General features: G+C 71.6%; 26 protein-coding genes and 1 pseudogene. 14 read left to right on the forward strand and 13 right to left on the reverse strand.

The features are described from left to right. Window position 1: 1 nt before the first annotated feature. Window positions 2-235: a YlcI/YnfO family protein gene (locus tag ACWHYA_RS10150; protein WP_425941383.1), complete on the reverse strand. Its 234-nt coding sequence runs from the start codon at window positions 233-235 to the stop codon at window positions 2-4. Between the two features lie 170 nt (window positions 236-405). Then, window positions 406-579 (reverse strand): Txe/YoeB family addiction module toxin, encoded by a 174-nt coding sequence (locus tag ACWHYA_RS10155; protein WP_448095643.1) that lies wholly within the window; start codon window positions 577-579, stop codon window positions 406-408. A gap of 72 nt (window positions 580-651) precedes the next feature. Between ACWHYA_RS10155 and ACWHYA_RS10160 the strand changes: the two genes are divergently transcribed. The 3 genes and pseudogenes from ACWHYA_RS10160 to ACWHYA_RS10170 form a co-directional block, all read left to right on the forward strand. Next, entirely contained in the window at window positions 652-1,122 is a 471-nt protein-coding gene (locus ACWHYA_RS10160) for a UPF0158 family protein (protein WP_425941824.1), read from the forward strand. Window positions 1,123-1,395: 273 nt separating this feature from the next. Continuing rightward, a complete protein-coding gene (locus tag ACWHYA_RS10165; protein ID WP_425941382.1) occupies window positions 1,396-1,611 on the forward strand; it encodes a hypothetical protein in 216 nt (71 codons plus the stop codon). Beyond that, window positions 1,595-1,816 (forward strand): annotated as a pseudogene (locus tag ACWHYA_RS10170) (hypothetical protein); the annotation flags it as partial. The gene ACWHYA_RS10165 and the pseudogene ACWHYA_RS10170, both read left to right, overlap by 17 nt. A gap of 45 nt (window positions 1,817-1,861) precedes the next feature. On the opposite strand, the gene ACWHYA_RS10175 reads toward ACWHYA_RS10170, so the two are convergent. Then, complete coding sequence (locus tag ACWHYA_RS10175) at window positions 1,862-2,266, reverse strand: type II toxin-antitoxin system VapC family toxin (protein ID WP_425941380.1); 405 nt, start codon at window positions 2,264-2,266, stop codon at window positions 1,862-1,864. Next, a complete protein-coding gene (locus ACWHYA_RS10180) occupies window positions 2,263-2,511 on the reverse strand; it encodes a type II toxin-antitoxin system Phd/YefM family antitoxin (RefSeq protein WP_425941378.1) in 249 nt (82 codons plus the stop codon). Before ACWHYA_RS10180 ends, ACWHYA_RS10175 begins: the two co-directional genes overlap by 4 nt. A gap of 433 nt (window positions 2,512-2,944) precedes the next feature. On the opposite strand from ACWHYA_RS10180, the gene ACWHYA_RS10185 reads away from it, so the two are divergent. Then, window positions 2,945-3,127, forward strand: coding sequence for a tyrosine-type recombinase/integrase (locus ACWHYA_RS10185; RefSeq protein ID WP_425941376.1), 183 nt, complete (start codon window positions 2,945-2,947; stop codon window positions 3,125-3,127). 299 nt (window positions 3,128-3,426) lie between these two features. Next, the gene (locus ACWHYA_RS10190) at window positions 3,427-4,371 is read left to right on the forward strand and encodes a cold-shock protein (protein WP_425941374.1); all 945 of its coding nucleotides are present in this window, start codon (window positions 3,427-3,429) and stop codon (window positions 4,369-4,371) included. Between the two features lie 42 nt (window positions 4,372-4,413). On the opposite strand, the gene ACWHYA_RS10195 is transcribed toward ACWHYA_RS10190, so the two are convergent. The 4 genes from ACWHYA_RS10195 to ACWHYA_RS10210 form a co-directional block, all read right to left on the reverse strand. Beyond that, window positions 4,414-4,899: a mycothiol transferase gene (locus ACWHYA_RS10195; RefSeq protein WP_425941372.1), complete on the reverse strand. Its 486-nt coding sequence runs from the start codon at window positions 4,897-4,899 to the stop codon at window positions 4,414-4,416. 91 nt (window positions 4,900-4,990) lie between these two features. Further along, window positions 4,991-5,557 carry a dihydrofolate reductase family protein gene (locus ACWHYA_RS10200; protein ID WP_425941370.1) on the reverse strand — a complete coding sequence of 189 codons (567 nt, stop codon included), beginning with the start codon at window positions 5,555-5,557 and terminating at the stop codon, window positions 4,991-4,993. A gap of 143 nt (window positions 5,558-5,700) precedes the next feature. Beyond that, the gene (locus tag ACWHYA_RS10205; RefSeq protein ID WP_425941368.1) at window positions 5,701-6,348 is read right to left on the reverse strand and encodes a response regulator; all 648 of its coding nucleotides are present in this window, start codon (window positions 6,346-6,348) and stop codon (window positions 5,701-5,703) included. Further along, complete coding sequence (locus tag ACWHYA_RS10210) at window positions 6,345-7,547, reverse strand: sensor histidine kinase (RefSeq protein WP_425941366.1); 1,203 nt, start codon at window positions 7,545-7,547, stop codon at window positions 6,345-6,347. Before ACWHYA_RS10210 ends, ACWHYA_RS10205 begins: the two co-directional genes overlap by 4 nt. Window positions 7,548-7,605: 58 nt before the next feature. Here ACWHYA_RS10210 and ACWHYA_RS10215 point away from each other — a divergent pair, with 58 nt between their 5' ends. Beyond that, window positions 7,606-8,673 (forward strand): gluconolaconase, encoded by a 1,068-nt coding sequence (locus ACWHYA_RS10215; RefSeq protein WP_425941364.1) that lies wholly within the window; start codon window positions 7,606-7,608, stop codon window positions 8,671-8,673. A gap of 115 nt (window positions 8,674-8,788) precedes the next feature. On the opposite strand, the gene trxA is transcribed toward ACWHYA_RS10215, so the two are convergent. Further along, window positions 8,789-9,151 carry a thioredoxin gene (gene trxA / locus ACWHYA_RS10220; RefSeq protein WP_425941363.1) on the reverse strand — a complete coding sequence of 121 codons (363 nt, stop codon included), beginning with the start codon at window positions 9,149-9,151 and terminating at the stop codon, window positions 8,789-8,791. A 45-nt stretch (window positions 9,152-9,196) separates the two neighbouring features. Then, window positions 9,197-10,180, reverse strand: coding sequence for a YihY/virulence factor BrkB family protein (locus ACWHYA_RS10225; RefSeq protein WP_425941361.1), 984 nt, complete (start codon window positions 10,178-10,180; stop codon window positions 9,197-9,199). Window positions 10,181-10,308: 128 nt separating this feature from the next. Between ACWHYA_RS10225 and ACWHYA_RS10230 the strand changes: the two genes are divergently transcribed. The 5 genes from ACWHYA_RS10230 to ACWHYA_RS10250 all read left to right on the forward strand — a co-directional run bounded on the left by ACWHYA_RS10230 (window position 10,309) and on the right by ACWHYA_RS10250 (window position 15,070). Next, the gene (locus ACWHYA_RS10230) at window positions 10,309-11,727 is read left to right on the forward strand and encodes an NAD-dependent malic enzyme (protein ID WP_425941359.1); all 1,419 of its coding nucleotides are present in this window, start codon (window positions 10,309-10,311) and stop codon (window positions 11,725-11,727) included. A gap of 155 nt (window positions 11,728-11,882) precedes the next feature. Then, window positions 11,883-12,191, forward strand: coding sequence for a hypothetical protein (locus tag ACWHYA_RS10235; RefSeq protein WP_431473005.1), 309 nt, complete (start codon window positions 11,883-11,885; stop codon window positions 12,189-12,191). Window positions 12,192-12,210: 19 nt separating this feature from the next. After that, a complete protein-coding gene (locus ACWHYA_RS10240; RefSeq protein WP_425941355.1) occupies window positions 12,211-12,807 on the forward strand; it encodes a YqgE/AlgH family protein in 597 nt (198 codons plus the stop codon). A gap of 74 nt (window positions 12,808-12,881) precedes the next feature. After that, window positions 12,882-13,226, forward strand: coding sequence for a DUF3039 domain-containing protein (locus ACWHYA_RS10245; RefSeq protein WP_425941353.1), 345 nt, complete (start codon window positions 12,882-12,884; stop codon window positions 13,224-13,226). Window positions 13,227-13,318: 92 nt separating this feature from the next. Next, window positions 13,319-15,070, forward strand: coding sequence for a DEAD/DEAH box helicase (locus ACWHYA_RS10250; RefSeq protein ID WP_425941351.1), 1,752 nt, complete (start codon window positions 13,319-13,321; stop codon window positions 15,068-15,070). A gap of 129 nt (window positions 15,071-15,199) precedes the next feature. On the opposite strand, the gene ACWHYA_RS10255 is transcribed toward ACWHYA_RS10250, so the two are convergent. Continuing rightward, window positions 15,200-15,661 carry an Lrp/AsnC family transcriptional regulator gene (locus ACWHYA_RS10255; RefSeq protein WP_425941822.1) on the reverse strand — a complete coding sequence of 154 codons (462 nt, stop codon included), beginning with the start codon at window positions 15,659-15,661 and terminating at the stop codon, window positions 15,200-15,202. A gap of 109 nt (window positions 15,662-15,770) precedes the next feature. Here ACWHYA_RS10255 and hppD point away from each other — a divergent pair, with 109 nt between their 5' ends. Both hppD and ACWHYA_RS10265 read left to right on the forward strand, forming a co-directional pair. After that, window positions 15,771-17,000 carry a 4-hydroxyphenylpyruvate dioxygenase gene (gene hppD / locus ACWHYA_RS10260; RefSeq protein WP_425941349.1) on the forward strand — a complete coding sequence of 410 codons (1,230 nt, stop codon included), beginning with the start codon at window positions 15,771-15,773 and terminating at the stop codon, window positions 16,998-17,000. Window positions 17,001-17,023: 23 nt separating this feature from the next. Beyond that, a complete protein-coding gene (locus ACWHYA_RS10265) occupies window positions 17,024-17,824 on the forward strand; it encodes an RDD family protein (RefSeq protein ID WP_425941348.1) in 801 nt (266 codons plus the stop codon). Window positions 17,825-17,830: 6 nt separating this feature from the next. Here ACWHYA_RS10265 and fahA read toward each other — a convergent pair whose 3' ends face one another. Then, window positions 17,831-19,042 carry a fumarylacetoacetase gene (gene fahA / locus ACWHYA_RS10270; RefSeq protein ID WP_425941346.1) on the reverse strand — a complete coding sequence of 404 codons (1,212 nt, stop codon included), beginning with the start codon at window positions 19,040-19,042 and terminating at the stop codon, window positions 17,831-17,833. A gap of 85 nt (window positions 19,043-19,127) precedes the next feature. Further along, on the reverse strand, window positions 19,128-20,000 hold the full coding sequence (locus ACWHYA_RS10275; RefSeq protein WP_425941344.1) for a hypothetical protein: 873 nt from the start codon (window positions 19,998-20,000) through the stop codon (window positions 19,128-19,130). Between the two features lie 120 nt (window positions 20,001-20,120). Between ACWHYA_RS10275 and ACWHYA_RS10280 the strand changes: the two genes are divergently transcribed. Further along, entirely contained in the window at window positions 20,121-21,467 is a 1,347-nt protein-coding gene (locus tag ACWHYA_RS10280; RefSeq protein ID WP_425941342.1) for a homogentisate 1,2-dioxygenase, read from the forward strand. The last annotated feature ends 4 nt before the right edge of the window (window positions 21,468-21,471 follow it).

Genomic DNA, 21,471 nt, shown 5'->3' on the forward strand with positions numbered 1-21,471 from the left:
GTCAGTCGTCCAGTGTCGCGTGGGCCACGGGCCAGGCCACGAGCTCGTCGAGGTCATCGGCCGTGCCCTTCTTCTTCAGGGTCTGGACGTCCTGCTGCGCGGCCTGAAGGCGCATCTCGCGCTCTAGGGCCGCGGCCACCAGCGCGGCTCGGCTGGCAGCCTTGCCACTGGCGACGCTCCGGTCCAAGAAGCGAACCATCTCGTCAGGGAGCCGTACCGCGATCTGTGTCGTCATGCCGTGAGCATACCATCGAGCATCCCATAATGGGATGCACTTGCCACGGATCGACCGGTTACTGCTCAGGAGTCATGGCCTGCACGGGTGTCCCGATCCCGTGCCCGAGCTGATGGGCCGCCTCGATCTCTCGAGAGCGGCGCAACGAGGGTCGCTGGCACTGGCAAGCCCTACTCGTAGTGAGCCCACATCCGCAGCACGTGGACAACGCGCTCTTCCGGGAGCACCTCGCACACGAGTCGGTGCTGGATATCGATCCGCCGGGCGTAGCAGCCGGCGAGGTCACCGACGAGCTTCTCGTAGCGCGGGGGCGTGGCGAACGGGTCCTCGGCCAGGATGTCCAGGAGGCCCTGCGTCTATGGCATGCCCAGGAGCTGACGGCTGCGGCGTCTACGTCGACCTTCTACCCTGGGCTCATGCTCGAGCTCAGCCAGCTGGACCTGGACGAGATCGCGACAGCACTGTCCGACCAGACCGACTACGACCATCGGTGGCTGATCGACCCCACGTCGGGGCAGGTGTCCTTCTGGACTTCTGACACTGGCCTCGACGGGGAGAACCCCGTGGACCTTGAGGACGTGGACCTCACGCTGATCGATCCGCTCCCGTCGTATGTCTGGTACCAAGACATGGCCGATTTCGCGGACCGGTTGAGCGATGACCCCGCGGGACGCCGACTCGCGCGAGCCATTGCAGGCAAGGGTGCCTTTCGGCGGTTCAAGAACGCGCTGCACGAGGAGTTCCCCGATCTCCTACCAACCTGGCACGCCTTTCGAGAGACCCGCGCGAATAGACGAGCGGTCGACTGGCTCGCGGACGAAGGCCTCATCCCCGAAGACGACGCCGGCCAGTATCGACAGAACCACCCCGACCCCGAGGTGCCCTAACCCCGGCGTCAGTCAGCCCCTCCTGTGGCACGCACTCACGTGCCGCTGGTGGCATGGTGCCGTGGGCAGGGCTGAGGCCCTCCGCCCGCCTGGCATCCGTCGCCTCGCCGCAGGGCCCACGCCCAGAGCCTTGTACTACAACGTCCTTCGGTGACACTGGATTCGTGAGTGAGAAACTCCATTGGGACGCCGAGTCGATGGACTACATCGGCTTCCGCTCCAGCCGCTACACCGACGCCATGGATGTCGCGTCCGACTGGACCCGTGAGGTCTATGGCCGACATCGACATGGTGGCACTGGAACCGGACCCGAAGTCTCGGATGGGCGCCTCCCGGTTCATCGGCCACTCGCCCTCCGCCGGGCGCGTGCTGGTCGTCATCGCCTACCGCGACCTCGACGGTGAGCCACACGGAGTGAACGCTTGGCCGGCCACCGGGGCCGACCTGCAGATATACCAGGAAGGACTCGAGGATGGCCAAGACAGTTGACCCCAAGCTGATCTCCGGGTTGCGCGAGGAGTCCGAGCGCACCAAGGACGACCCCTACCCGACGGGTACCCAGGGCAAGCGGCCGAACCGGTCTCAGGTGTACTCGGTACGGCTGAGCGCAGATGAGCAGGCCAGGGTCCAGAGCGTGGCCGACGCCAAGCACCTACCTGCATCCACGCTCGTGCGCTCCTGGATCCTTGAACGGCTTGACCAAGAGAGCGCCTATCCCGCACTACTTTGCCGCGGGTCGTTAGACCACGCGCACATCGATCAGGTCCCCAATTCCGGCGAAATCATCCGGGTTGCGGGTGTAGAGCGCAGCGTCATGTGCATGGGCGGTGGCTGCGATCAACAGGTCCATTGTGCGTCGGCGGGGTTGACGTCCGGCTTCTAGGACCGCGGCCGCGAGGCGGCCGTAACTGGCCGCGACGACCTCGTCGAGGGGCAGGGCATCGAACCGGCGCTGAAGGATGCTGAGTCGTCGCAGGCGTTCGGCGCGCACCTCGGCGGACTTGGCAACGAGGACCCCGAAGTGCAGCTCCGCCAAAGTGACGGTGCTGATAGCCAGGACGCCGGGGATTGGCGCGAGGTCCTCGGCAATCACCACGCTCGTGTCGAGCAGGCCACGCTCGTCCGTTTCCGTTTGCTCGGTCACTGCTCTGCCCAGGGGTCGCGGACGGTGTCCTCGACCAACTCTCGATCAGTCTCCCAGTCCGCATCGGCAGGGCCGGCGAACAGGTCCGTGACCTCATCCCAGCGGTGCCAACGGGTCTGCCGAGCTGGTACGAGTCTGGCGCTGGGCCGACCAGAGACGGTGATGATGATCTCCTCGCCTCGCTCCACACGTCGCAGAAGGCCAGAGGCGTCCTGCCTCAGCTCACGAAGTCCCACCGTTTCCATAACCCCATGGTAGCGCTTGTGCTACACACTCCCTCATGGCTCCCTTCCACGACGCCGGTTGTCAAGCGGGGGTGGCCGGGGAGGCGTTCGAGCGCGCCGACGTTGGTCGGTGTCAAGTCGTTCGTCCGGTGGGGCGCTCCACGTTGACACTTCCGGCGCGTCGGCGCGGTGGGCCTGGTGCCTCCCCGGTTGGATCTCTTGGGTGGGCGCCGGGCTGGGTAGCGTGGTGGGTGCGGGTCCGGGAAGTGGCTTTTCCGAAGGGCCGGTGTCCGGGGTCAGGCCGGCCACGCTGGATTGCGAAGTCGTCCCCGAGTGCCCCCCCGGGCCCGCCTCGAGTGCGTCGTCGGTGCGGGCGGCCGCGTCGGCGGCGAGCTGGCGGTAGACGACGTCGGACAGGCGCCGGCGCAGGCAGCGCATCGCTTCCATCGACGTCTTGCCCTTGCTCCGGCACACCTTCGTCACCACCATGCTCGACGCCGGCGTGGACCTGCGCGACGTCCAGACCGCGGCCCGCCACGCCGACCCCCGCACCACCATGCGCTACGACCGAGCACGCAAGAACCTCGACCGTCACCCCAACTACATCCTTGCCGCCTACATGGCCTCCGGCACCTGACCAAAGGGTCTGTCCGATGAACGCCAGAACCACCGTTCATCGGAGAGACCCGGACGGGCGACTCTTGTCCAGCCGGGCCAGACAAATCTCGCGCTCCAGGGCGGCGACCACCAGTGCGGCTCGGCTGGACGCTTTGCCACTGGCGACGCACCTGTCCGTACCGCTATCGGTGCAGCGCCGGGGTCGTGGATGTCGCAGTCGGGCACCGTCACGACGGTGTGAGCACCGTAAGGCGCCTGTCGCGGTCCCGTCGGGGACACTGGGGGAACACCGACCGCATCTTCGACAAGGAGTCAGCCGTGACCCAGGGAACCGTCCGCTGGTTCGATGCCGACCGGGGGTTCGGCTTCATCGCCCTCGGACAGGAGGCAGAGGACCTGTACGTGCATGCGTCCGAGATCGTCAGCGGCGACGCGACGAAGCTGCTCAGGGAGGGGCAGGTGGTCGAGTTCGAGATCGGCGAGGGGGACCGCGGCCCGACAGCACGCCGCGTCCGGGTCACGGCCGACCAGGCCGCCGATACACCGCTGGGTCTGCTCGGCACCGTCTCTTGGTACGAGCCTGCCAAGGGGTACGGCTTCATCACGCCCGACGGCGGTGGTGCCGAGATCTTCATGCACAGCTCGGCCATCGTGGGGGGCGGCGTGGTCTCGGAGGGGCAGCGCGTGGCGTTCCTCGTCGTCGACGGGGAGAGGGGACCGCAGGCCGACCATCTGCTTCCCTTGGCAGACCAGGCTGCCCAGCAGGCCGTGGCATCCGACGGGGCGGACGGCACAGTGTCCTGGTATGACGTGGGTAAGGGTTTCGGGTTCATCACCCCCGAGTCGGGCGACCCCGATGTCTTCGTCCACGTCCGGGCGCTGGCCGACGGGCTTCCCGAGCTGGGCGAGGGGGACCGGGTGACGTACGACGTCGTGATGAGCGAGAGGGGCCCGCAGGCTCGCGACGTACGCCTCGCGCGCAGCTCGACACCGCGGGGCGCACCTACGACGTCGACGACCCGTGCTCGGTCGGGACGTCGGGAGGCCTCCGACGTCCCGGCGCGCGGCGGCGAGGGAGTGGTCGCGCGCTACGACGAGGAGCGGGGATTCGGCTTCATCGCCCCGGACACGGGAGGCGCGGACCTGTTCGTGCACGTGTCGGTTCTGAGAGGTGCCGAGGCGCTGCATCAGGGCGATCGGGTCCGGTACCAGGTGCGACAGAGCGATCGAGGACCACAGGCCGACCGCGTCGAACGGGTGTGAACGGGACGGCGCGTCCCTGGCGGGTGGTGCCCGAGAGCAGGTCTACGTGACCACCAGGTGCTGGTGACCGTCGATCCGTTCGCGGGCCATGTCCAGGTGGCCCGCGTGGGTGGCCGTCTCGAGAAGGAGCCTGACCACGCACTGACGAACGTCGGCAAACGGTGGAAACGGAAACACGTCCTCCGAGGGCCACCAGCGCGGGGGCGCGTCGAAGTCGGCCTCGGCAAGGAGGACGTCGGCTCGACGCGACCAGTGCCGGTAGCGCTCGACTGCACCAGCGCCAGACGTCGCGGGAGCCTTCCATCCGTCCTGGATCAGACCGATCGCCTCTTCGTCCCCACCGATGATGGCGCTGCCCCAGAGAATCTCATCGTCGTAGGTCAGGTGGTTCAGCAGCTGGGCGATCGACCACCCCGACGAAGCCATGGCACGGGTCAGGTCGGCTTCACCCACCCCGTCCACGGCAGCCAGCACGTGCTTTCGTTCTGCCTCGAGGTGTTCCAGGAGCACCGTCCGCTCTCGCGTCATACCCAGCACCGTACGGGAGCACACCAGGACGCGGTCCTCTGCCGCGGGGCGTGGACGGACGGTGGTGACGCCAGAAGCGTCCCCGCACCGGTCAGGGTGTGCGCGACACCGCGTATCGAACCCCGACCACACCGTTGCCGAACCGGCGGTGATCCAGCAGTTCCAGGTCGAGTCGTAGGCCTCGGGGGAGCGCCGGCTTGCCTCCGCCCACGAGCACGGGGCACAGGAGCAGCACGCACTCGTCGACCAGCCCGTGCCGGAACGCCTCGGCCCCGATGGCCGCGCCGCCGATGCTCAGGTCGGAACTGGTCCTCTCCTTGAGCCGTCGGACCGCCACGGGGTCGAACTGCCGCTCCATCCGCGTCCGCGCGGTCGAGACCGCTTCGAGCGTCGTGGAGTAGACGACCTTGTCGGTATCGCGCCAGATCGCGGCGTACTCACGGACGACTGCCGGAGCGGTGGCCAACCAGTCGTCGCTCTCCCACACGCGCATCGTCTCGTACATGTGGCGGCCGTACAGCGCCGTGCCGATGCGCCCCTCGTGCTCGTTCCAGAACTCGTGCACCTCGTCGTCAGGCGTGGACCAGTCGATGGAACCGGTCTCGTCCTCGAGATAGCCGTCGAGCGAGGTGTTCGCTGCGTAGATCAGCTTGCCCATGAGGCCTCCGGTCCGACGGGGGCTCTCAGCGTGCAGCGTCAGTCAAGCAGCGTCAAGAGCACCGATGGACGCTCCGCCTTCGACGTGTTCACCCCGAGCGTGCACCTGCTGGCCGAGGTCGACGACGCGGCCGCGCGGGCGGGTCAGGAAGGAGGTGGCCCCCGGTCCGCCGCCCGCACGATCCGCTGGTCGAGCGCTGCGGCGACGGCGCCCGCCCGGGTCTCCACACCGAGCTTGGCGTAGATGTGGGACAGATGGCTCTTGACGGTCGCCTCGGACACCAGCAGCTCGCGCGCGAGATCCTTGTTGCCCAGCCCCCGCACCAGGAGCTCGAGCACCTGAACCTCGCGCTCGGTCACGACCGGTCCCGGGGAGGATGCGCGGCGGAGCAGGGTTGCGGCGACGGACGAGGAAAGGACCATCTCTCCGTGCGCCGTCGCGTGGATCGCGGCGAAGAGCTCCTCGGGCGGGGCGTCCTTGAGCAGGTACCCTGCGGCCCCCGCGTCCAGGGCCCTCAGGATGTCGGACTCGGTGTCGTACGTCGTCAGCACGAGCACCCGGGGGGACGGAGACAGGGACCGCAGCCGCGGGATGATCTCGACCCCGCCCGGCCCCGCCCCGAGGTTGAGGTCCATGAGCACCACGTCCGGACGCTCGAGGGTGACCGCTCGGACGGCGCTCGCCAGGTCGGCGGCCTCGCCGACCACGGCCAGGTCCTCCTGCCCGTCGACGAGGGCCCGAAGGCCCGCACGGACGACGGGATGGTCGTCGCACAGGACCAACCGGATCACGATCGCCCGTCCAGCGGGAAGGCGACCGACAGGGTGGTGCCCTCGCCGGGCGAGCTCTCGACCGTCGCCTGTCCGCCCAGCTCCTTCGCACGGTGGTGTATGCCGTTCAGACCGCGACCCCGTGCGCCGCCCGTCCCGGGACGGGCGGGGTCGAACCCCCGCCCGTCGTCACGGACGTCGAGGAGCAGCTCGTCAGGGTGGTAGGTGAGGGTCACGACGACGGTCCGTGCATCCGCGTGCTCGACGGCGTTGGCCAGCGCACCCCGGGCGGACCGCATCACCGCCGTGCCGACGTCAGGGGGTACCGGGACGGGTGCGCCGTGCACGTGCACGCTCGCGTCTAGCCCGTGGGCGTCCACCTCGACCAGCCTGCGCACCGCGGCCGGCAGAGCGGCCCCGTGCACGTCACCGTCCAGACCTGCCGGGGCGAGGTCCCGCACGACGCGACGCACCTCCTCCAGCTCGTCCCTCGCGGTCGAGGCCGCCGTGCGAACGTGGGCGCGGGCGACCTCGGGAGAACGGTCCCAGTCCTGCTGGGCCGCGTTGAGGAGCAGGTTGATGCTGGACAGGCCCTGGCCGACGGAGTCGTGGATCTCGCGGGACAGCCGTGTGCGCTCGGCGAGGGCCCCCGACTGCCGCTGGGCCGCGGCCAGGTCGACCTGGGCGGCGGTGAGCTCGTCCAGCAGGAGCTGGCGTGCCGTCGACTCACGCTTCAGGGACCGGTAGGCCACGACGGTCACCAGGGCGATACCCACCGGTCCCACGACGATCGTGACGTCGAAGCGCTCCGCGATCCGCAGCCAGCCGGCGCTGACGACGGCCGTCATGAGGACCACGACCCCCGCGGCCCAGCTGAACGGCAGGACCTGCAGGACCGCGAAGGCCACCGGCACCGCGGTCCAGGCGAACGACGGCGCGGCGAGGGTGAGCGAGGTCCACAGCGCGGTGGTCAGGAGCACCCAGGCCACCGGTCCACCCGCACCCGTCGGAACCGCTGCACGGGCGGCATACACCAGAGCGAACCCGGCGGCCCCGGCGAGGACCACCTGACCCGTGGGTCCTAGGCCGTGACGGTCCACGTACCGGAGCGCGCAGGCCAGGACCAGGGCGAGGAGCACGACCTGCAGCCACCGGTCCAGGCCTCCGGCGGGCGCGAGGATTCCCCGCACCCGGGGCGCGTGCGAGACGCCGTGCTCCATGGGCGCACAGGCTACGGCCGTCGGCCCGGCTCGTCATCATCCGATCGGCTAGCGAGGGATGGACCGTCGTCGGTCGTCCCGGACCCTCGTCCGCGCGAGGCTGGACGGTACCGACCCGTTCATCGAGATGGAGACCCTCATGAAGCGCCCGCTCGTCGCCCTCCTTGCCGCGCTCGCTCTTCCTGCGGTCGGCGCCCTCCCGACGGCCGTGGCCCACGACGACCCACCCGGCCGGCCCACCACATACGTGCTGGACGGGGACGACGGCGGATCCAGGTTCGAGGGGATCGGCACCGACCAGCGACGGGGCACCTTCTACGTCAGCGAGGTGACCGGGGGTGAGATCCACCGGGGCACGGCCAACCGGGCGCACACCTCGGAGTGGCTCGCCGGGGACGGTGCTGACGGTCGCTTCACCGCCAGAGGCATCACGACCGACCGGCGGGGGAACGTCTACGTCGCCGGCGGTCCGAACGGCATCGGCCCCGACGGCCGCGACAACGGTCGCCCGGACGTCTGGGTCTACTCACGGTCCGGTCAGCTGCTCGCCGCGCTGCAGGTGCCGGGGGACAACGCCTTCCTCAACGACGTGTGGATCGGGCCCGACGGCGCCGCCTACGTCACCAACTCGAACGCACCGCAGATCTTCCGGGTCGTGCGCGAGCACGGCAGCTGGACGGTCGAGCTGTGGGTCGACGCGACCGGCACCATCCCGACCGTGCAGGGACCCGGCCAGTTCAACCTGGGCGGCATCGTCACCTCCCCGGACCGCAGCGCTCTGATCGTGGCCCAGGGCAACCTCGGCCGGCTGTGGCGCCTCGATCTGCAGGAGCGCTCGGTCACCCAGGTCGACACCGGGGGAGTGGACCTGGTCGGCGCGGACGGCCTGGTGCTGCGGGGGAACCGGCTGACCGTCGTCCGGAACTTCCCGCGGGTCGTCACCACGCTGCGGCTGTCGGCCGACGGGTCCGACGCGCGGCTGCTGTCCGAGCAGGCCACCGACCCCGAGCGGGTGCTGACGACGGCCAAGGTGCTGAACGGGCGGATCCTCTACGTCGACAGCAAGTTCGACGAGGCGGTGGCCACGCCGCCCTACGAGGTGGTCACCGACCCGTTCGTGCGCTGACGGGTGGGCCGACCCCGCCGGGGCGCGTGCTCACATGGACGGACGTCGAGCACGCGCGAGGCCCTCCCACCCGATCGGGTGGAGAGGGCCTCGGACGTGCCGTGGGCGGGGCGGCTCAGGCCTGCTGCTCGGCCATCTTCGCGCGGACGTCCTCCATGTCCAGTCCCCTGACCTGGTCGATGACCGACTCCAGGTCCCGGGCGGGCAGCGCACCCGGCTGGCGGAAGACGAGCATCCCGTCGCGGAAGGCCATGATCGTGGGGATCGAGGTGATGCCCGCACCGGCGGCGAGCGCCTGCTGGTCCTCGGTGTCGACCTTGCCGAAGACGACGTCGGGGTGCTGCTCGGAGGCCTTGTCGTAGACCGGGCCGAACATCTTGCAGGGGCCGCACCACTCGGCCCACCAGTCGACCAGCACGATGTCGTTGCCGGTGACGGTCTGCTCGAAGGTCTCTGCGGTCAGGTTCACGGTGCTCATGGTCCGGTCAACGTCACGAGGGGGCCGATCTCTTCCGAAAGATCCTCACCCCTGGTCCTCCGGGTGGGGTGGAACGTCGTCGGCCACGACCGCGCCCCTCCGCCCCGGACGGCGTTCGGCCCCCACCGTGGTGTCCCGGGCCGTCTGCCGCTCGGACTCGGCGTTGAGCGCCGCCCCGAGGACGACGAGCAGCACCGTGAGCCAGAGCCACAGCATGCTGATCGCCACCCCGGCCAGCGAGCCGTAGGTGCGCTCGTAGCTGGAGAAGTTCGTCACGTAGCCGAACAGCGCGGCGGAGGTGAGCAGCCAGGCGAGCGTGGCGGACACGGAGCCGACGCTGACCCAGCGCCACCTGGCCCGGCCGCGACGGTCGGGCGCGAAGCGGTAGAGCACCGCCAGCGTGAGGACCATGAGGAGCGCCAGCCCGACCCAGACCGCAGCCACGACGACGGACCGGACCACGTCGGGGACCCCGGAGAGGGTCCGGAAGAGCACCGTGCTGGCGCTGATCACCGCACCGACCGCCACCGCGCCACCGAGCACGAGGGCCAGGGCGACCCCGGTCCGGCGCAGCCGCCCGCGGGTCTCCTCCTCCCGGTAGGCCACCGTCAACGCCTCCATGAGGAAGGTCGTCGCGGTCGTCGCCGTCCCCAGCGCGACCGCGACGGCGAGCAGGCCCCGGACGGTGAGCACCTGGGTGGACGCTGCCGTGATCGAGACGAGCTGGTCAGCCAGGACGTCACCGACCGCCGGCGGAAGGACGTCGACCACCCCGGAGAGGTGGGTCATGGCCTGGGTGGGCGTGTTGACCGCGCCGTAGACGGACAGCGCGGTCAGCAGCACGGGCGCGACGGAGAGCACGGCGAAGAAGGCCACGGCGGCGCTGTGCAAGGAGAACCGGTCGTCCCCGAGACGGCGCAGGACCCGCCGCAGGATCTGCAGCCAGGCACGCCAGGGAAGGTTGCGGGGGTCCACGACGCCGGCACCCCGGCGCTCCGGCTCCTGCTCGCGGTCAGGGGCGGACGTCATACCCCAGTGTCACCCGGCCTCCCCGGGGCCGCACGGGGACCGCTGCCCCTCCCGTCGTGCACGGGGCCGGGGTCCGTGCGTGACCCGGATGGGGGCAGGGGCGGGACCCCAGGGAAGAATGTCCCCCCATGAGTCCCGTGCCCTCCGTGTCCAACTCCATCACCGTCCGGCTCGAGCTGCCCGCCCGGGTCACCGCCGTCTCCGAGATCACCACCGCGGTCTCCGACGTGGGCGGCATGGTCACCGCCGTGGACATCAGCGAGTCCGGCACCGAGCGCCTCCAGGCCGACCTGACCGTCGCCACCCACGGCACCACGCACGCGGCCGAGGTGGTGGAGGCCATCGCCGGGGTGGACGGGGTGGAGATCGGCCGGGTCAGCGACCGGACCTTCCTGGCCCACCTGGGGGGCAAGCTGGAGGTGCGCTCCAAGCTGCCCATCCGCAACCGGGACGACCTCTCGCTCGTCTACACCCCGGGCGTGGCCAAGATCTGCCAGGCCATCGCCGAGAACCCCGCCGACGCGCGCCGCCTGACCATCAAGCGCAACACCGTCGCGGTCGTGACCGACGGGTCGGCCGTCCTGGGGCTGGGCGACATCGGTCCGCTGGCCGCGATGCCGGTCATGGAGGGCAAGGCCGCCCTGTTCAAGCGGTTCGCCGACATCGACGCCTTCCCGATCTGCCTCGACGCCCACGACGCCGACGAGATCGTGCGCATCGTCAAGGCCCTGGCCCCCGGGTTCGCCGGGATCAACCTGGAGGACATCTCGGCACCGCGCTGCTTCCACATCGAGGCCCGGCTGCGCGAGGAGCTGGACATCCCCGTCTTCCACGACGACCAGCACGGCACCGCGATCGTCGCGCTCGCGGCCCTCAAGAACGCCCTGCGCGTCGTGGGCAAGGGGATCGACGACGTCAAGATCGTCATGTCCGGCGCCGGGGCCGCCGGCTCGGCCATCATCCGGCTGCTGCTGCGCGCGGGTGCCACCGACCTGGTCGTCGCCGACGTCGACGGCGTGATCCACTCCCGCCGCCCCGACGTCATGTCAGGACACAACGGCAACCTCGCCTGGATCGCCAGCCAGACCAACCGTGCGATGGAGACCGGCACCCTCAAGGACGCGCTCGTCGGCGCGGACGTCTTCATCGGCGTCTCGGCCGGCAACATCCTCACCGGCCAGGACGTCGCGCAGATGAACGAGGACGCGATCGTCTTCGCGATGGCCAACCCGGTGCCCGAGGTCGACCCGGTGGAGGCGGGCCGGCACGCGACCGTCGTGGCCACCGGCCGCAGCGACTTCGCCAACCAGATCAACAACGTGCTCGTCTTCCCCGGCGTGTTCCGGGGCCTGCTCGACGCGCAGAGCGACCACATCGACGACGAGATGCTGCTCGCCGCGGCGTCGGCCCTCGCGGACGTGGTCGGTCCCGACGAGCTGAACCCCACGTACATCATCCCCAGCGTGTTCAACACCGCCGCGACCACCGCGGTCGCCCGCGCCGTGGAGCAGGCGGCCCGCGAGCGGCAGCAGGGGGACGGCTCCTGAGCGGGCGGACCGGCCCGGGTGGGCCGGGTCCCGGAGGAGCGGGTCCCGGAGGGGCAGGCCCAGGAGGGGCAGCCTCAGGACGAACGGGCGGTCCCGGTCCCGGGGGAGCGGCCCAGGACCCCGTCCGGCTCCTGACCTGGCTGGCGCTGCTCGTGATGCTCCTCATCCAGGTGGTCGGCCTCTACTCCGACTCCGCCCCCGGGCCCGACGGCCCGGCCGGGAGCGACAAGGTCGGGCACCTGCTCGCCTTCGCCGGGCCCGTGGCGCTCGCCCGGGTGCTCGGGGCACGGTGGCTCGTGCCGGTGCTGCTCGTGCACGCCCTGGTCGCCGAGCCGCTCCAGGCCTGGGTCGCCCCCTCCCGGATGATGGACCCCTGGGACACCGTGGCCAACCTCGCGGGCGTCGGCCTCGGGGTCGTCGTGGCGCGCGGAGCGGGGCGGACCTGGGCCAAGATGGAGGGATGAGGACGCGCGAGGGGACGGTGTGAGCGGACCGGACGTGGCAGGCGGGGGCCGGACCGGCGGGCAGGACCTGACCGGTTCCCTCCTCGTGGCCACGCCGCTGACCGGGGACGTCTTCGAGCGTGCGGTCGTCCTGGTGCTGCACCACGACGAGGAGGGGGCCCACGGGCTGGTGCTCAACCGGCCGATGGATGCCCGCGTGGAGGCGGTCCTGCCCCAGTGGCAGCCCTTCGTGACCGCGCCCGGTGTGCTCTTCCGGGGTGGCCCGGTCGGACCCGACACCGCCATGGGCCTGGTCAGCGTCCCCGGCCACGACCCGCACGACCCGCCCCTGGGCACCCAGCTGCTGTTCGGAGGGATCGGGCTGGTCGACCTGGACGCCCCCGCGCCGCTGGTCGTCCCGGAGCTGGGGGCCTTCCGGATCTTCGTCGGCTACTCCGGGTGGGCGGCCGGGCAGCTGGAGTCCGAGCTGCGCCGTGGCGCCTGGTACGTCGTGCCCCGGGAACCGCGCGACCCCTTCCACGAGGACGTCGCCGGGCTGTGGCGCGAGGTGCTGCTGCGTCAGCGCAGCAGCATGGCCTTCGTCACCACCTGGACCGACGTGCCCGAGACCAACTGACGGGGGACCAACGGAGCCGACCACGGCCGGCCGACCACTGCCCGACGTGCCCCTCGTCGTCCTACACTGGCGGGATGGCGACCGTGACCTCCTCCGACCAGCCGCTCGACGCCCCCGAGGCACCCTCCGGGCCGGCTCCGCAGCGGACCGCCCTGCTCGAGCGCACCGGCACCAGCGCCGACCCCCGCCTCTCCGAGCCCGGCGACCACGAGCGGTTCGCCCACTTCGTGCGCAAGGAGAAGATCCTGGAGAGCGCGATGACCGGCAACCCGGTGATCGCCCTGTGCGGCAAGGTCTGGGTGCCCGGGCGCGACCCCGAGAAGTTCCCGGTGTGCCCCATGTGCAAGGAGATCTACGACGGTCTGCGCGAGCCCCAGGACGGCGGCGGAGGCAAGGACTCCGGCGGCGCGGGGGACTGAGGCGCGACACGCCATACCACGGTTGAGGGCGTCCCCACGGGCGCGGCGGGCCGGGTGAGTCCGCTCCCGAAAGCGCCTATCCTGGGTCGGCCATGTCGACCTCCGCCGCCTCCCACCTGCCTCCCGCCTATCCGGGACGCGCCGCCTGGGGGACCGCCAACAAGCTGCGCGCGTGGCAGGCCGCGGCGCTGGAGCGGTACCTGACGGAGCGGCCCCGCGACTTCCTCGCCGTGGCCACGCCCGGTGCGGGCAAGACCACCTTCGCCCTGCGCGTGGCCACCGAGCTGCTGGACCGGGGGGAGATCACCCGGGTGACCGTCGTCGCGCCCACCGAGCACCTCAAGGTGCAGTGGGCCGAGGCCGCGGCCAAGGTGGGCATCCGGATCGACCCGCGCTTCGCCAACGCCCAGGGACGGCACGCCGCCGACTACGACGGCGTCGCCGTGACCTACGCCGGGGTGGCGAGCAAGCCCCTCCTGCACCGTTCACGCACCGAGGCGGCCCGCACCCTCGTCATCCTCGACGAGGTCCACCACGGTGGCGACGCGCTGTCCTGGGGCGAGGCGATCCGCGAGGCCTTCGAACCGGCCGCCCGGCGGCTGGCGCTGACCGGCACCCCCTTCCGCTCCGACACCGCCGCCATCCCGTTCGTGCGCTACGAGATGGACCAGGGGGGCGAGCTGCGCTCGCGCGCCGACTACACCTACGGGTATGCCGACGCGCTCGGCGACGGGGTCGTGCGCCCCGTGCTGTTCCTGGCCTACGGCGGCACGATGCGCTGGCGCACCCGGGTGGGGGACGAGCTGGAGGTGCGCCTGGGGGAGCCGCTGACCAAGGACGTCAGCAAGCAGGCGTGGCGGACCGCCCTGGACCCCGCCGGGGACTGGGTGCCCTCGGTGCTGGCGGCCGCCGACAAGCGGCTCTCCGAGGTCCGCCGGCACGTCGACGACGCCGGTGGCCTGGTCATCGCCACCGACCAGAGCTCGGCCCGGGCCTACGCCCGCCAGCTGCACGAGCTCACGGGGGAGCGTCCCACGGTGGTCCTTTCCGACGACACCGGCGCCTCGGCGAGGATCGAGGAGTTCGCCGGGAGCAGCTCGCGCTGGATGGTCGCGGTGCGGATGGTCTCCGAGGGGGTGGACGTGCCGCGGCTGTGCGTGGGCGTCTACGCCACGTCGACGTCAACCCCGCTGTTCTTCGCCCAGGCCGTGGGCCGGTTCGTCCGGGCCCGGCGCCGCGGGGAGACCGCCTCGATCTTCCTGCCCAGCGTCCCGACGATCCTGCAGCACGCCGGCACCATGGAGGTCGAGCGCGACCACGTCCTGAACCGTCGTCCCACCGAGCAGGACGAGGACGTCTGGGCGCCGGAGGAGCAGCTGATGGCGCAGGCCAACGCCACGGAGGGGGCCGCCGACGAGCTCGAGGGCTCGTTCGAGGCGCTGCACTCGGCCGCCGAGTTCGACCACGTCCTCTTCGACGCCGAGCAGTTCGGCCTGGGCGGGCTGCCCGGGTCCCAGGACGAGGAGGAGTACCTCGGCCTGCCCGGCCTGCTCGAGCCCGACCAGGTGGCGCACGTGCTGCGCGAGCGCCAGAAGAAGCAGGTGTCCCGGGGCGGTGGCCACGAGCGGGCGCAGGCGGTCTCGGCGCACCGGGCGCTCGCCGAGCAGCGCAAGGAGCTGAACAGGCTGGTCTCGGCCTACGCCCAGAAGGCGGGCCGGCCGCACGCGGTGGTGCACGCCGAGCTGCGCCGCACCTGCGGCGGACCCGAGCTGGCGACCGCCAGCAGCGAGCAGGTGGGGACCCGGATCGAGACGATCCGGCGCTGGTTCGTCGGGCGTCGCTGACTGGGGCGAGCTGGACGCTGCTCGGCTACCCGGCCGTGGCGCTCGCCTCTTCGTCGTCGCCGCGGTGGCCGTGCTCGTTTTGGTGGGCCACACGGTGGTGACCGACCGGCGCGACGCCCGCCGTGGTCGTCAGGGCACCAGCGGCGAGGTCCGGTAGGGGATCCGGGTCGAGAGGCAGATCACCGTCGCGGACCGTTCGACCATCTCGTGGGCCACGACGAGGTCGATCACCCGCTGCAGGTCCGCGTTGTCCCGGGCGACCACCCGGATCATGAGGTCTCCCGGGCCGGTGATCGTGTGCGCCTCCAGGACCTCGGGGATGGTGCCGACGTGCTCCACGACCGGCCCCCCTCCCGTGCCCTGGCGGATCTCCAGGGTGCAGAAGGCCGTCACCGGGTAGCCCAGCGCGACCGGGTCCAGCTGCGGGGCGAAGCTGCGGATCACCCCGCGCGCCACGAGCTTGTCCAGCCGGCTCTGGACGGTGCCGCGGGCGACCCCCAGCCGGCGCGAGGCGCCCAGCACGCCCACGTGCGGGTCCTCCTCGAGCAGTGTCAGCAGGTGGGCGTCCAACTCGTCGACGTGGTCGGCCATGGTCACAGTGTGCAGGATGCCGACCGGATCGGCCCGGGCGCTGGACAGATCGACCACCCACGCCGGGGTTCCTTGCACGGCATACCCCTTCCCGGCCACGCTCGGACCCATGACCGACACCGACGTCCGTTTGACCGACCAGGAGCGCGAGGCCCACCTCGAGCTCGACCAGCTCAAGCAGCTCGTGGGGCTGGTGCCCTACGACGAGACCACCGACGTCTTCCCGGTGACCGGCTGGGACTCCATCCACTTCGTCGTGGGCAACGCGACCCAGACCGCGCACTTCTACCAGTCCGCCTTCGGGATGGAGCTCATCGGCTACTCCGGTCCCGAGACCGGCAACCGCGACCACAAGGCCTTCGTCCTGAAGTCCGGGTCCATCCGGTTCGTCATCAAGGGCGGCGTGGACCCCGAGAGCCCGCTGCACGAGCACGTGCGCCGCCACGGTGACGGCGTCGTGGACATCTCCCTGGAGGTGCCCGACGTCGACCGGTGCATCGCGCACGCCCGCACGATCGGTGCCACCGTCCTTCAGGAGCCGCAGGACCTGCAGGACGAGCACGGCACGGTGCGGGTGGCGGCGATCGCCACCTACGGCGAGACGCGGCACACCCTCGTGCAGCGTCGTGGGGTCACCGCGGACGGGTCGGTGTACTCGGGGCCCTACCTGCCGGGCTACGTGGCGCGCAGCTCCGCCTACGTCAAGCGCGACGGGGAGCCCAAGCGGCTCTTCCAGGCGCTGGACCACATCGTCGGCAACGTCGAGCTGGGCCGGATGGACGAGTGGGTCGAGTTCTACAACAAGGTCATGGGCTTCGTAAACATGGCCGAGTTCATCGGCGACGACATCGCCACCGACTACTCGGCCCTGATGAGCAAGGTCGTGGCCAACGGCAACCACCGGGTCAAGTTCCCGCTCAACGAGCCGGCCGTCGGCAAGAGGAGGTCGCAGATCGACGAGTACCTGGAGTTCTACCAGGGGCCGGGCGCCCAGCACCTGGCGCTGGCGACCAACGACATCCTCTCGACGGTGGACCACATGCGCGCCAACGGGATCGAGTTCCTCCAGACGCCGGACTCCTACTACCAGGACCCCGAGCTGCGCGGCCGCATCGGCGAGGTGCGGGTGTCGATCGAGGAGCTGCAGTCCCGCGGGATCCTCGTCGACCGCGACGAGGACGGCTACCTGCTGCAGATCTTCACCCGGCCGGTGCAGGACCGTCCCACGGTCTTCTTCGAGCTCATCGAGCGGCACGGGTCGCTCGGTTTCGGCAAGGGAAACTTCAAGGCCCTCTTCGAGGCGATCGAGCGGGAGCAGGAGAAGCGCGGGAACCTCTGAGGAGTCGTGGCACGCTTGGGGGCATGAGCCAACGAGCAGGGTGGTACGACGACCCCGAGGACGAGCAGAACCTGCGGTACTGGGACGGGGTGCAGTGGAGCTCCCACACCAGCCCCAAGCGGATGCCCGGCCTGGACCAGGCCGGGCAGGCCGGCACCCACCACGAGGCCGGCCCGGCCGACCAGCCGGCCCAGGTCTGGGGCGGGCAGGGCCCCACCGTCGGCGAGCAGCAGGCCGCGTGGGGCGGGCAGGAGCAGGGCCGGTGGTCCGCGCCGATGCCGGGCGCGGACGACCGGTGGCAGCAGCCGCAGCACCGGGACACCACCCCCGACGGCCAGCCGCTGGCCGGCTGGGGCCTGCGTCTGCTCGCCCGCATCGTCGACGGGATCCTGCTGAGCCTGGTCACGGGCTTCGTCATCCTGCCGCTGGTGGACCCGACCCTGCTGGAGGACTACACGACCTGGATCATGACGGCCGACCCGTCGTCGGCCTTCGAGATCCCCGAGGGGCTGGCCTCGGGGCTGCTGCGCGTCAGCATGGTCAGCCTGGTCGTGGGCCTGGCCTACGAGGTCCTGATGCTGCGCCTGCTCGGCGCGACGGTCGGCAAGCTGCTCACCGGCCTGCGCGTGCGGCTGCGCGAGACGCCCGGCCAGCTCCCGTGGGCCGCGGCCGCCGTCCGGGGCCTGGTCTGGCAGGGGCCCTCGGCGATCAACGGCCTGGGCCAGGTCTTCATGCTGCTCAACGGCCTGTGGCCGCTCTGGGACGCCAAGCGGCAGGCGCTGCACGACAAGGCGGCCCGGACCAACGTGGTCCGCAACCGCTGACCCGCCTCAGGTCGCGGGCCGCACCGTCCCGGTCACCTCGGCCAGCCGCAGGACGCCTCCTGCGGGGCCGGGGGCGGTCGCGGTGATCGTCACGGTGTCACCGTCCTGCAGGAAGGTGCGGCTCGAGCCGTCCGCCAGCCTCAGCGGCTCGGTGCCGTTCCAGGTCAGCTCCAGCAGGGAGCCCCGCTCCTGCGGCTGCGTCCCCGAGACCGTGCCGGAGGCGAAGAGGTCACCGCTGCGCAGGCTGGCCCCGTTGACGGTCAGGTGCGCCAGCATCTGGGTCGGTGACCAGTACATCGCGCGGTAGGGCGGACGGGAGACCAGGGTGCCGTTCAGCCGGACCTCCATGGTCAGGTCGAGCCCGAAGAGGTTCTCCGGGCGTCCGCTCAGGTAGGGCAGCGGTTCGGGGTCCTGCGGCGGCAGCGCGACGCGGGCCCGCTCCAGGGCCGCCAGCGGGGTGATCCAGGCCGCCATGGACGAGGCGAACGACTTGCCCAGGAACGGGCCCAGCGGGACGTACTCCCAGGCCTGCACGTCCCGCGCCGACCAGTCGTTGAACAGGGCGACCCCGAACAGGTGGCCGGTGGCCTCGTCGACCGGCACGCTCGTGCCCAGGGAGGTCCCCCCACCCACGACGAACGCCAGCTCGGCCTCGATGTCGAGGCGGACGGAGGGTCCGAAGACCGGGACCGGGTCGTCCTTGCCCTTGCGCTGGCCACGCGGACGGACGACGTCGGTGCCGCTGACGACCACGGTGGAGGACCGGCCGTGGTAGCCGATGGGCAGGTGCTTCCAGTTCGGGGTCAGCGGCTCCCCGTCGGGGCGGAAGATCCGGCCCACGTTGGTCGCGTGGTGCTCGCCCGCGTAGAAGTCCACGTAGTCGGCGACGGCCACCGGCAGGTGGGGAACGAGCCCGTCGACAGCGTGCAGGTGCGGCTCCAGCAGGGCCCGTCCCCGCTCGTCGACGAGCTGCTCCTGGAGCCAGGACCGCAGCCCGGCCCAGGCCCGGGGGCCCAGGTCCAGGAAGGGGTTCAGCACCGGTCCAGACAGCGCCTCCGACCAGGGCGTGCCGCGGGTGACCGCGGCCAGGTCCAGCGCGGAGTCACCCACGCGGACGGCCAGCCAGGGCTGGGACCCGGCCCGCGACACCGCGCCGTAGGGCAGGTGGTCCGTGCCGTAGGGGTGGTCGGCGGGCAGGTCGAGGGGGGAGCGGCTCATGGGGTCCTTCCAGGGGGGACGGGGTGGGTGTCGCGCGGGGCGGGCCGGTGGACCCGCCCGACGCCGGGGGAGGGGAAGCGGGCGGTCACCGGGTCAGCACCCCCAGCGCAGCCAGCTCGTCGAGCGGGTCGGTCACGCCGCAGCAGCCGAAGGACCGGAACCTGTGCCGCAGCCGCGTCACCGCCGCCTCGTCCGGGGCGGCGTCCTCGGACGTCAGCGCCCCGACCAGGCGATCGGCGTCCTCGATCCTCAGCGCCTCGACCAGGGCCTCCTCGTCGGCCCCGTCCATGAGCCGGGCGACCGCGACCAGGACGTTGAGGACACCGTGGCGCTCCGGAGGCGCGCCCCCGGCCGTGCCCCGGGCGACCGCGTGGTGGAGCCCGCCGGTGAGCTTGACCGGCAGGTCGCGGGCGTCGGCGCCCACGAGGAAGGCAGCCAGCTCCGACGGCGCGGGCACCGGCTGCTGCGGCGTCGCCTGGGTGCGCAGCTTGGCCAGGACCCTCCCGGCCGGCCCGGTCGCCGCGGCCAGAGCGTCGAGGGCCCGGGGCATCCCGCCGGGGTCCGGGCCGACCTCGACGGCCACGGGGACCTCGAGGTCGAGCGCCCGCCGCCAGGACCCGGCGGGGTCCAGGGCGGTCTCCACGGACACCACCCGGACGGCCGCGACGACCCGCAGGCGCGCGACGGCGGACAGGAGCTCCTCCACGGGCGTCCCGGGCCGGCAGACCACGGCCACGGCCACGGGCGCGCCGTCCTGCTCCTCACCGGCGACCTGCGCCAGCCCGGCGGCGTGGCCGGTGCCCACGAGCAGGGGACCCAGCAGGTCGGCATACCCTTCGCGGCGCAGCCGCAGGTGCTCCTCCCACGCCCGGGCCACGGGGGCGTTCCCGGGAGGGAACACCGCTGCGTCGTCGACGAGCCCGCGGAACAGGCTGCGGGGCGGTGTCCTCGTTGACATGCCCGGGAGGCTACTGCACAGTGACGGGCGAGGACACCGTCGTCCGGCCGGCCCACCCCCAGTCGGGGTCGCCCGGACGGCACGGCACGACCCCGCGACCACCCACGAACGGAGCCGCCGATGGCCTACTACCGCAGCACGGGCGACGTGCCGCCCAAGCGGCACACCCAGCACCGCGACCCCCAGGGCAGGCTCTACTCCGAGGAGCTCATGGGGGAGGAGGGCTTCTCCTCGGACTCCTCGCTGCTCTACCACCGCAACATCCCCTCGGCGGTGGCCGACGCCCGCGTGTGGGACCTGGGGGACATGTCGACGGTGCCCAACCACCCGCTGCTGCCGCGGCACCTGAAGCTGCACGACCTGTTCGTCCGGGCCGGGAGCGACGCCGACGCCGACGCCGACGCCGACGCCGACGCCGGGGACGGCGCGGGGCCGGTCCTCGAGCAGGGCGTGGACGTGGTGACCGGCCGCCGGCTGGTGCTGGGCAACGCCGACGTCCGGCTGCTCTACGTCGTGGCCGACACCCCCAGCCCGTTGTACCGCAACGCCATCGGGGACGAGTGCGTCTACGTCGAGCGGGGTGCGGCCCGGGTGGAGACGGTCTTCGGCTCCTTCCAGGTCGCCGAGGGCGACTACCTGGTCCTGCCCCGCGCCACGACCCACCGCTGGCTGCCGGTGGTCGAGGGGGACGAGGGCTGGGTCGAGCCGTTGCGGGCCTACGTCATCGAGGCCAACAGCCACATCGGACCGCCCCGGCGCTACCTCTCCAGGTTCGGCCAGCTGCTGGAGCACGCGCCCTACTGCGAGCGCGACCTGCGCTGTCCGGAGGGACCCCTGCTGGCCGAGGACGTCGGCGCCGACCCGGACGCCCCGACCGAGGTCCTCATCAAGCACCGCGGCTCCGGAGAGCACTCCTCCGGCGGGCTGGTCGGGACGGTCTACACCTACCCCTACCACCCGTTCGACGTCGTCGGCTGGGACGGGTGCCTCTACCCCTACGCCCTCGACATCCGCGACTTCGAGCCGATCACCGGGCGGATCCACCAGCCACCGCCGGTGCACCAGGTCTTCGAGGGCCACAACTTCGTGGTCTGCAACTTCGTGCCGCGCAAGGTGGACTACCACCCCCTGGCGGTCCCGGTGCCGTACTACCACTCCAACGTGGACTCCGACGAGATCATGTTCTACGTCGACGGGGACTACGAGGCGCGCAGGGGCAGCGGGATCGGCAAGGGGTCGATCTCGGTGCACCCGGGCGGACACGCCCACGGGCCGCAGCCCGGGGCCACCGAGGCGTCCCTGGGCGTGGAGTACTTCGACGAGACCGCCGTCATGGTGGACACCTTCCGGCCCCTGGAGCTCGGTGAGGCCGGGCGGGCCGTCGACGACGGCGTCTACGCCGGCTCGTGGAGCCGGGCCCTGCACGCAGGAGGAGAGGGCTCGGACGAGGTGTTCTCGACGAGCTGACCCC

It is taken from the genome of Ornithinimicrobium carbonis, from assembly GCF_977012275.1.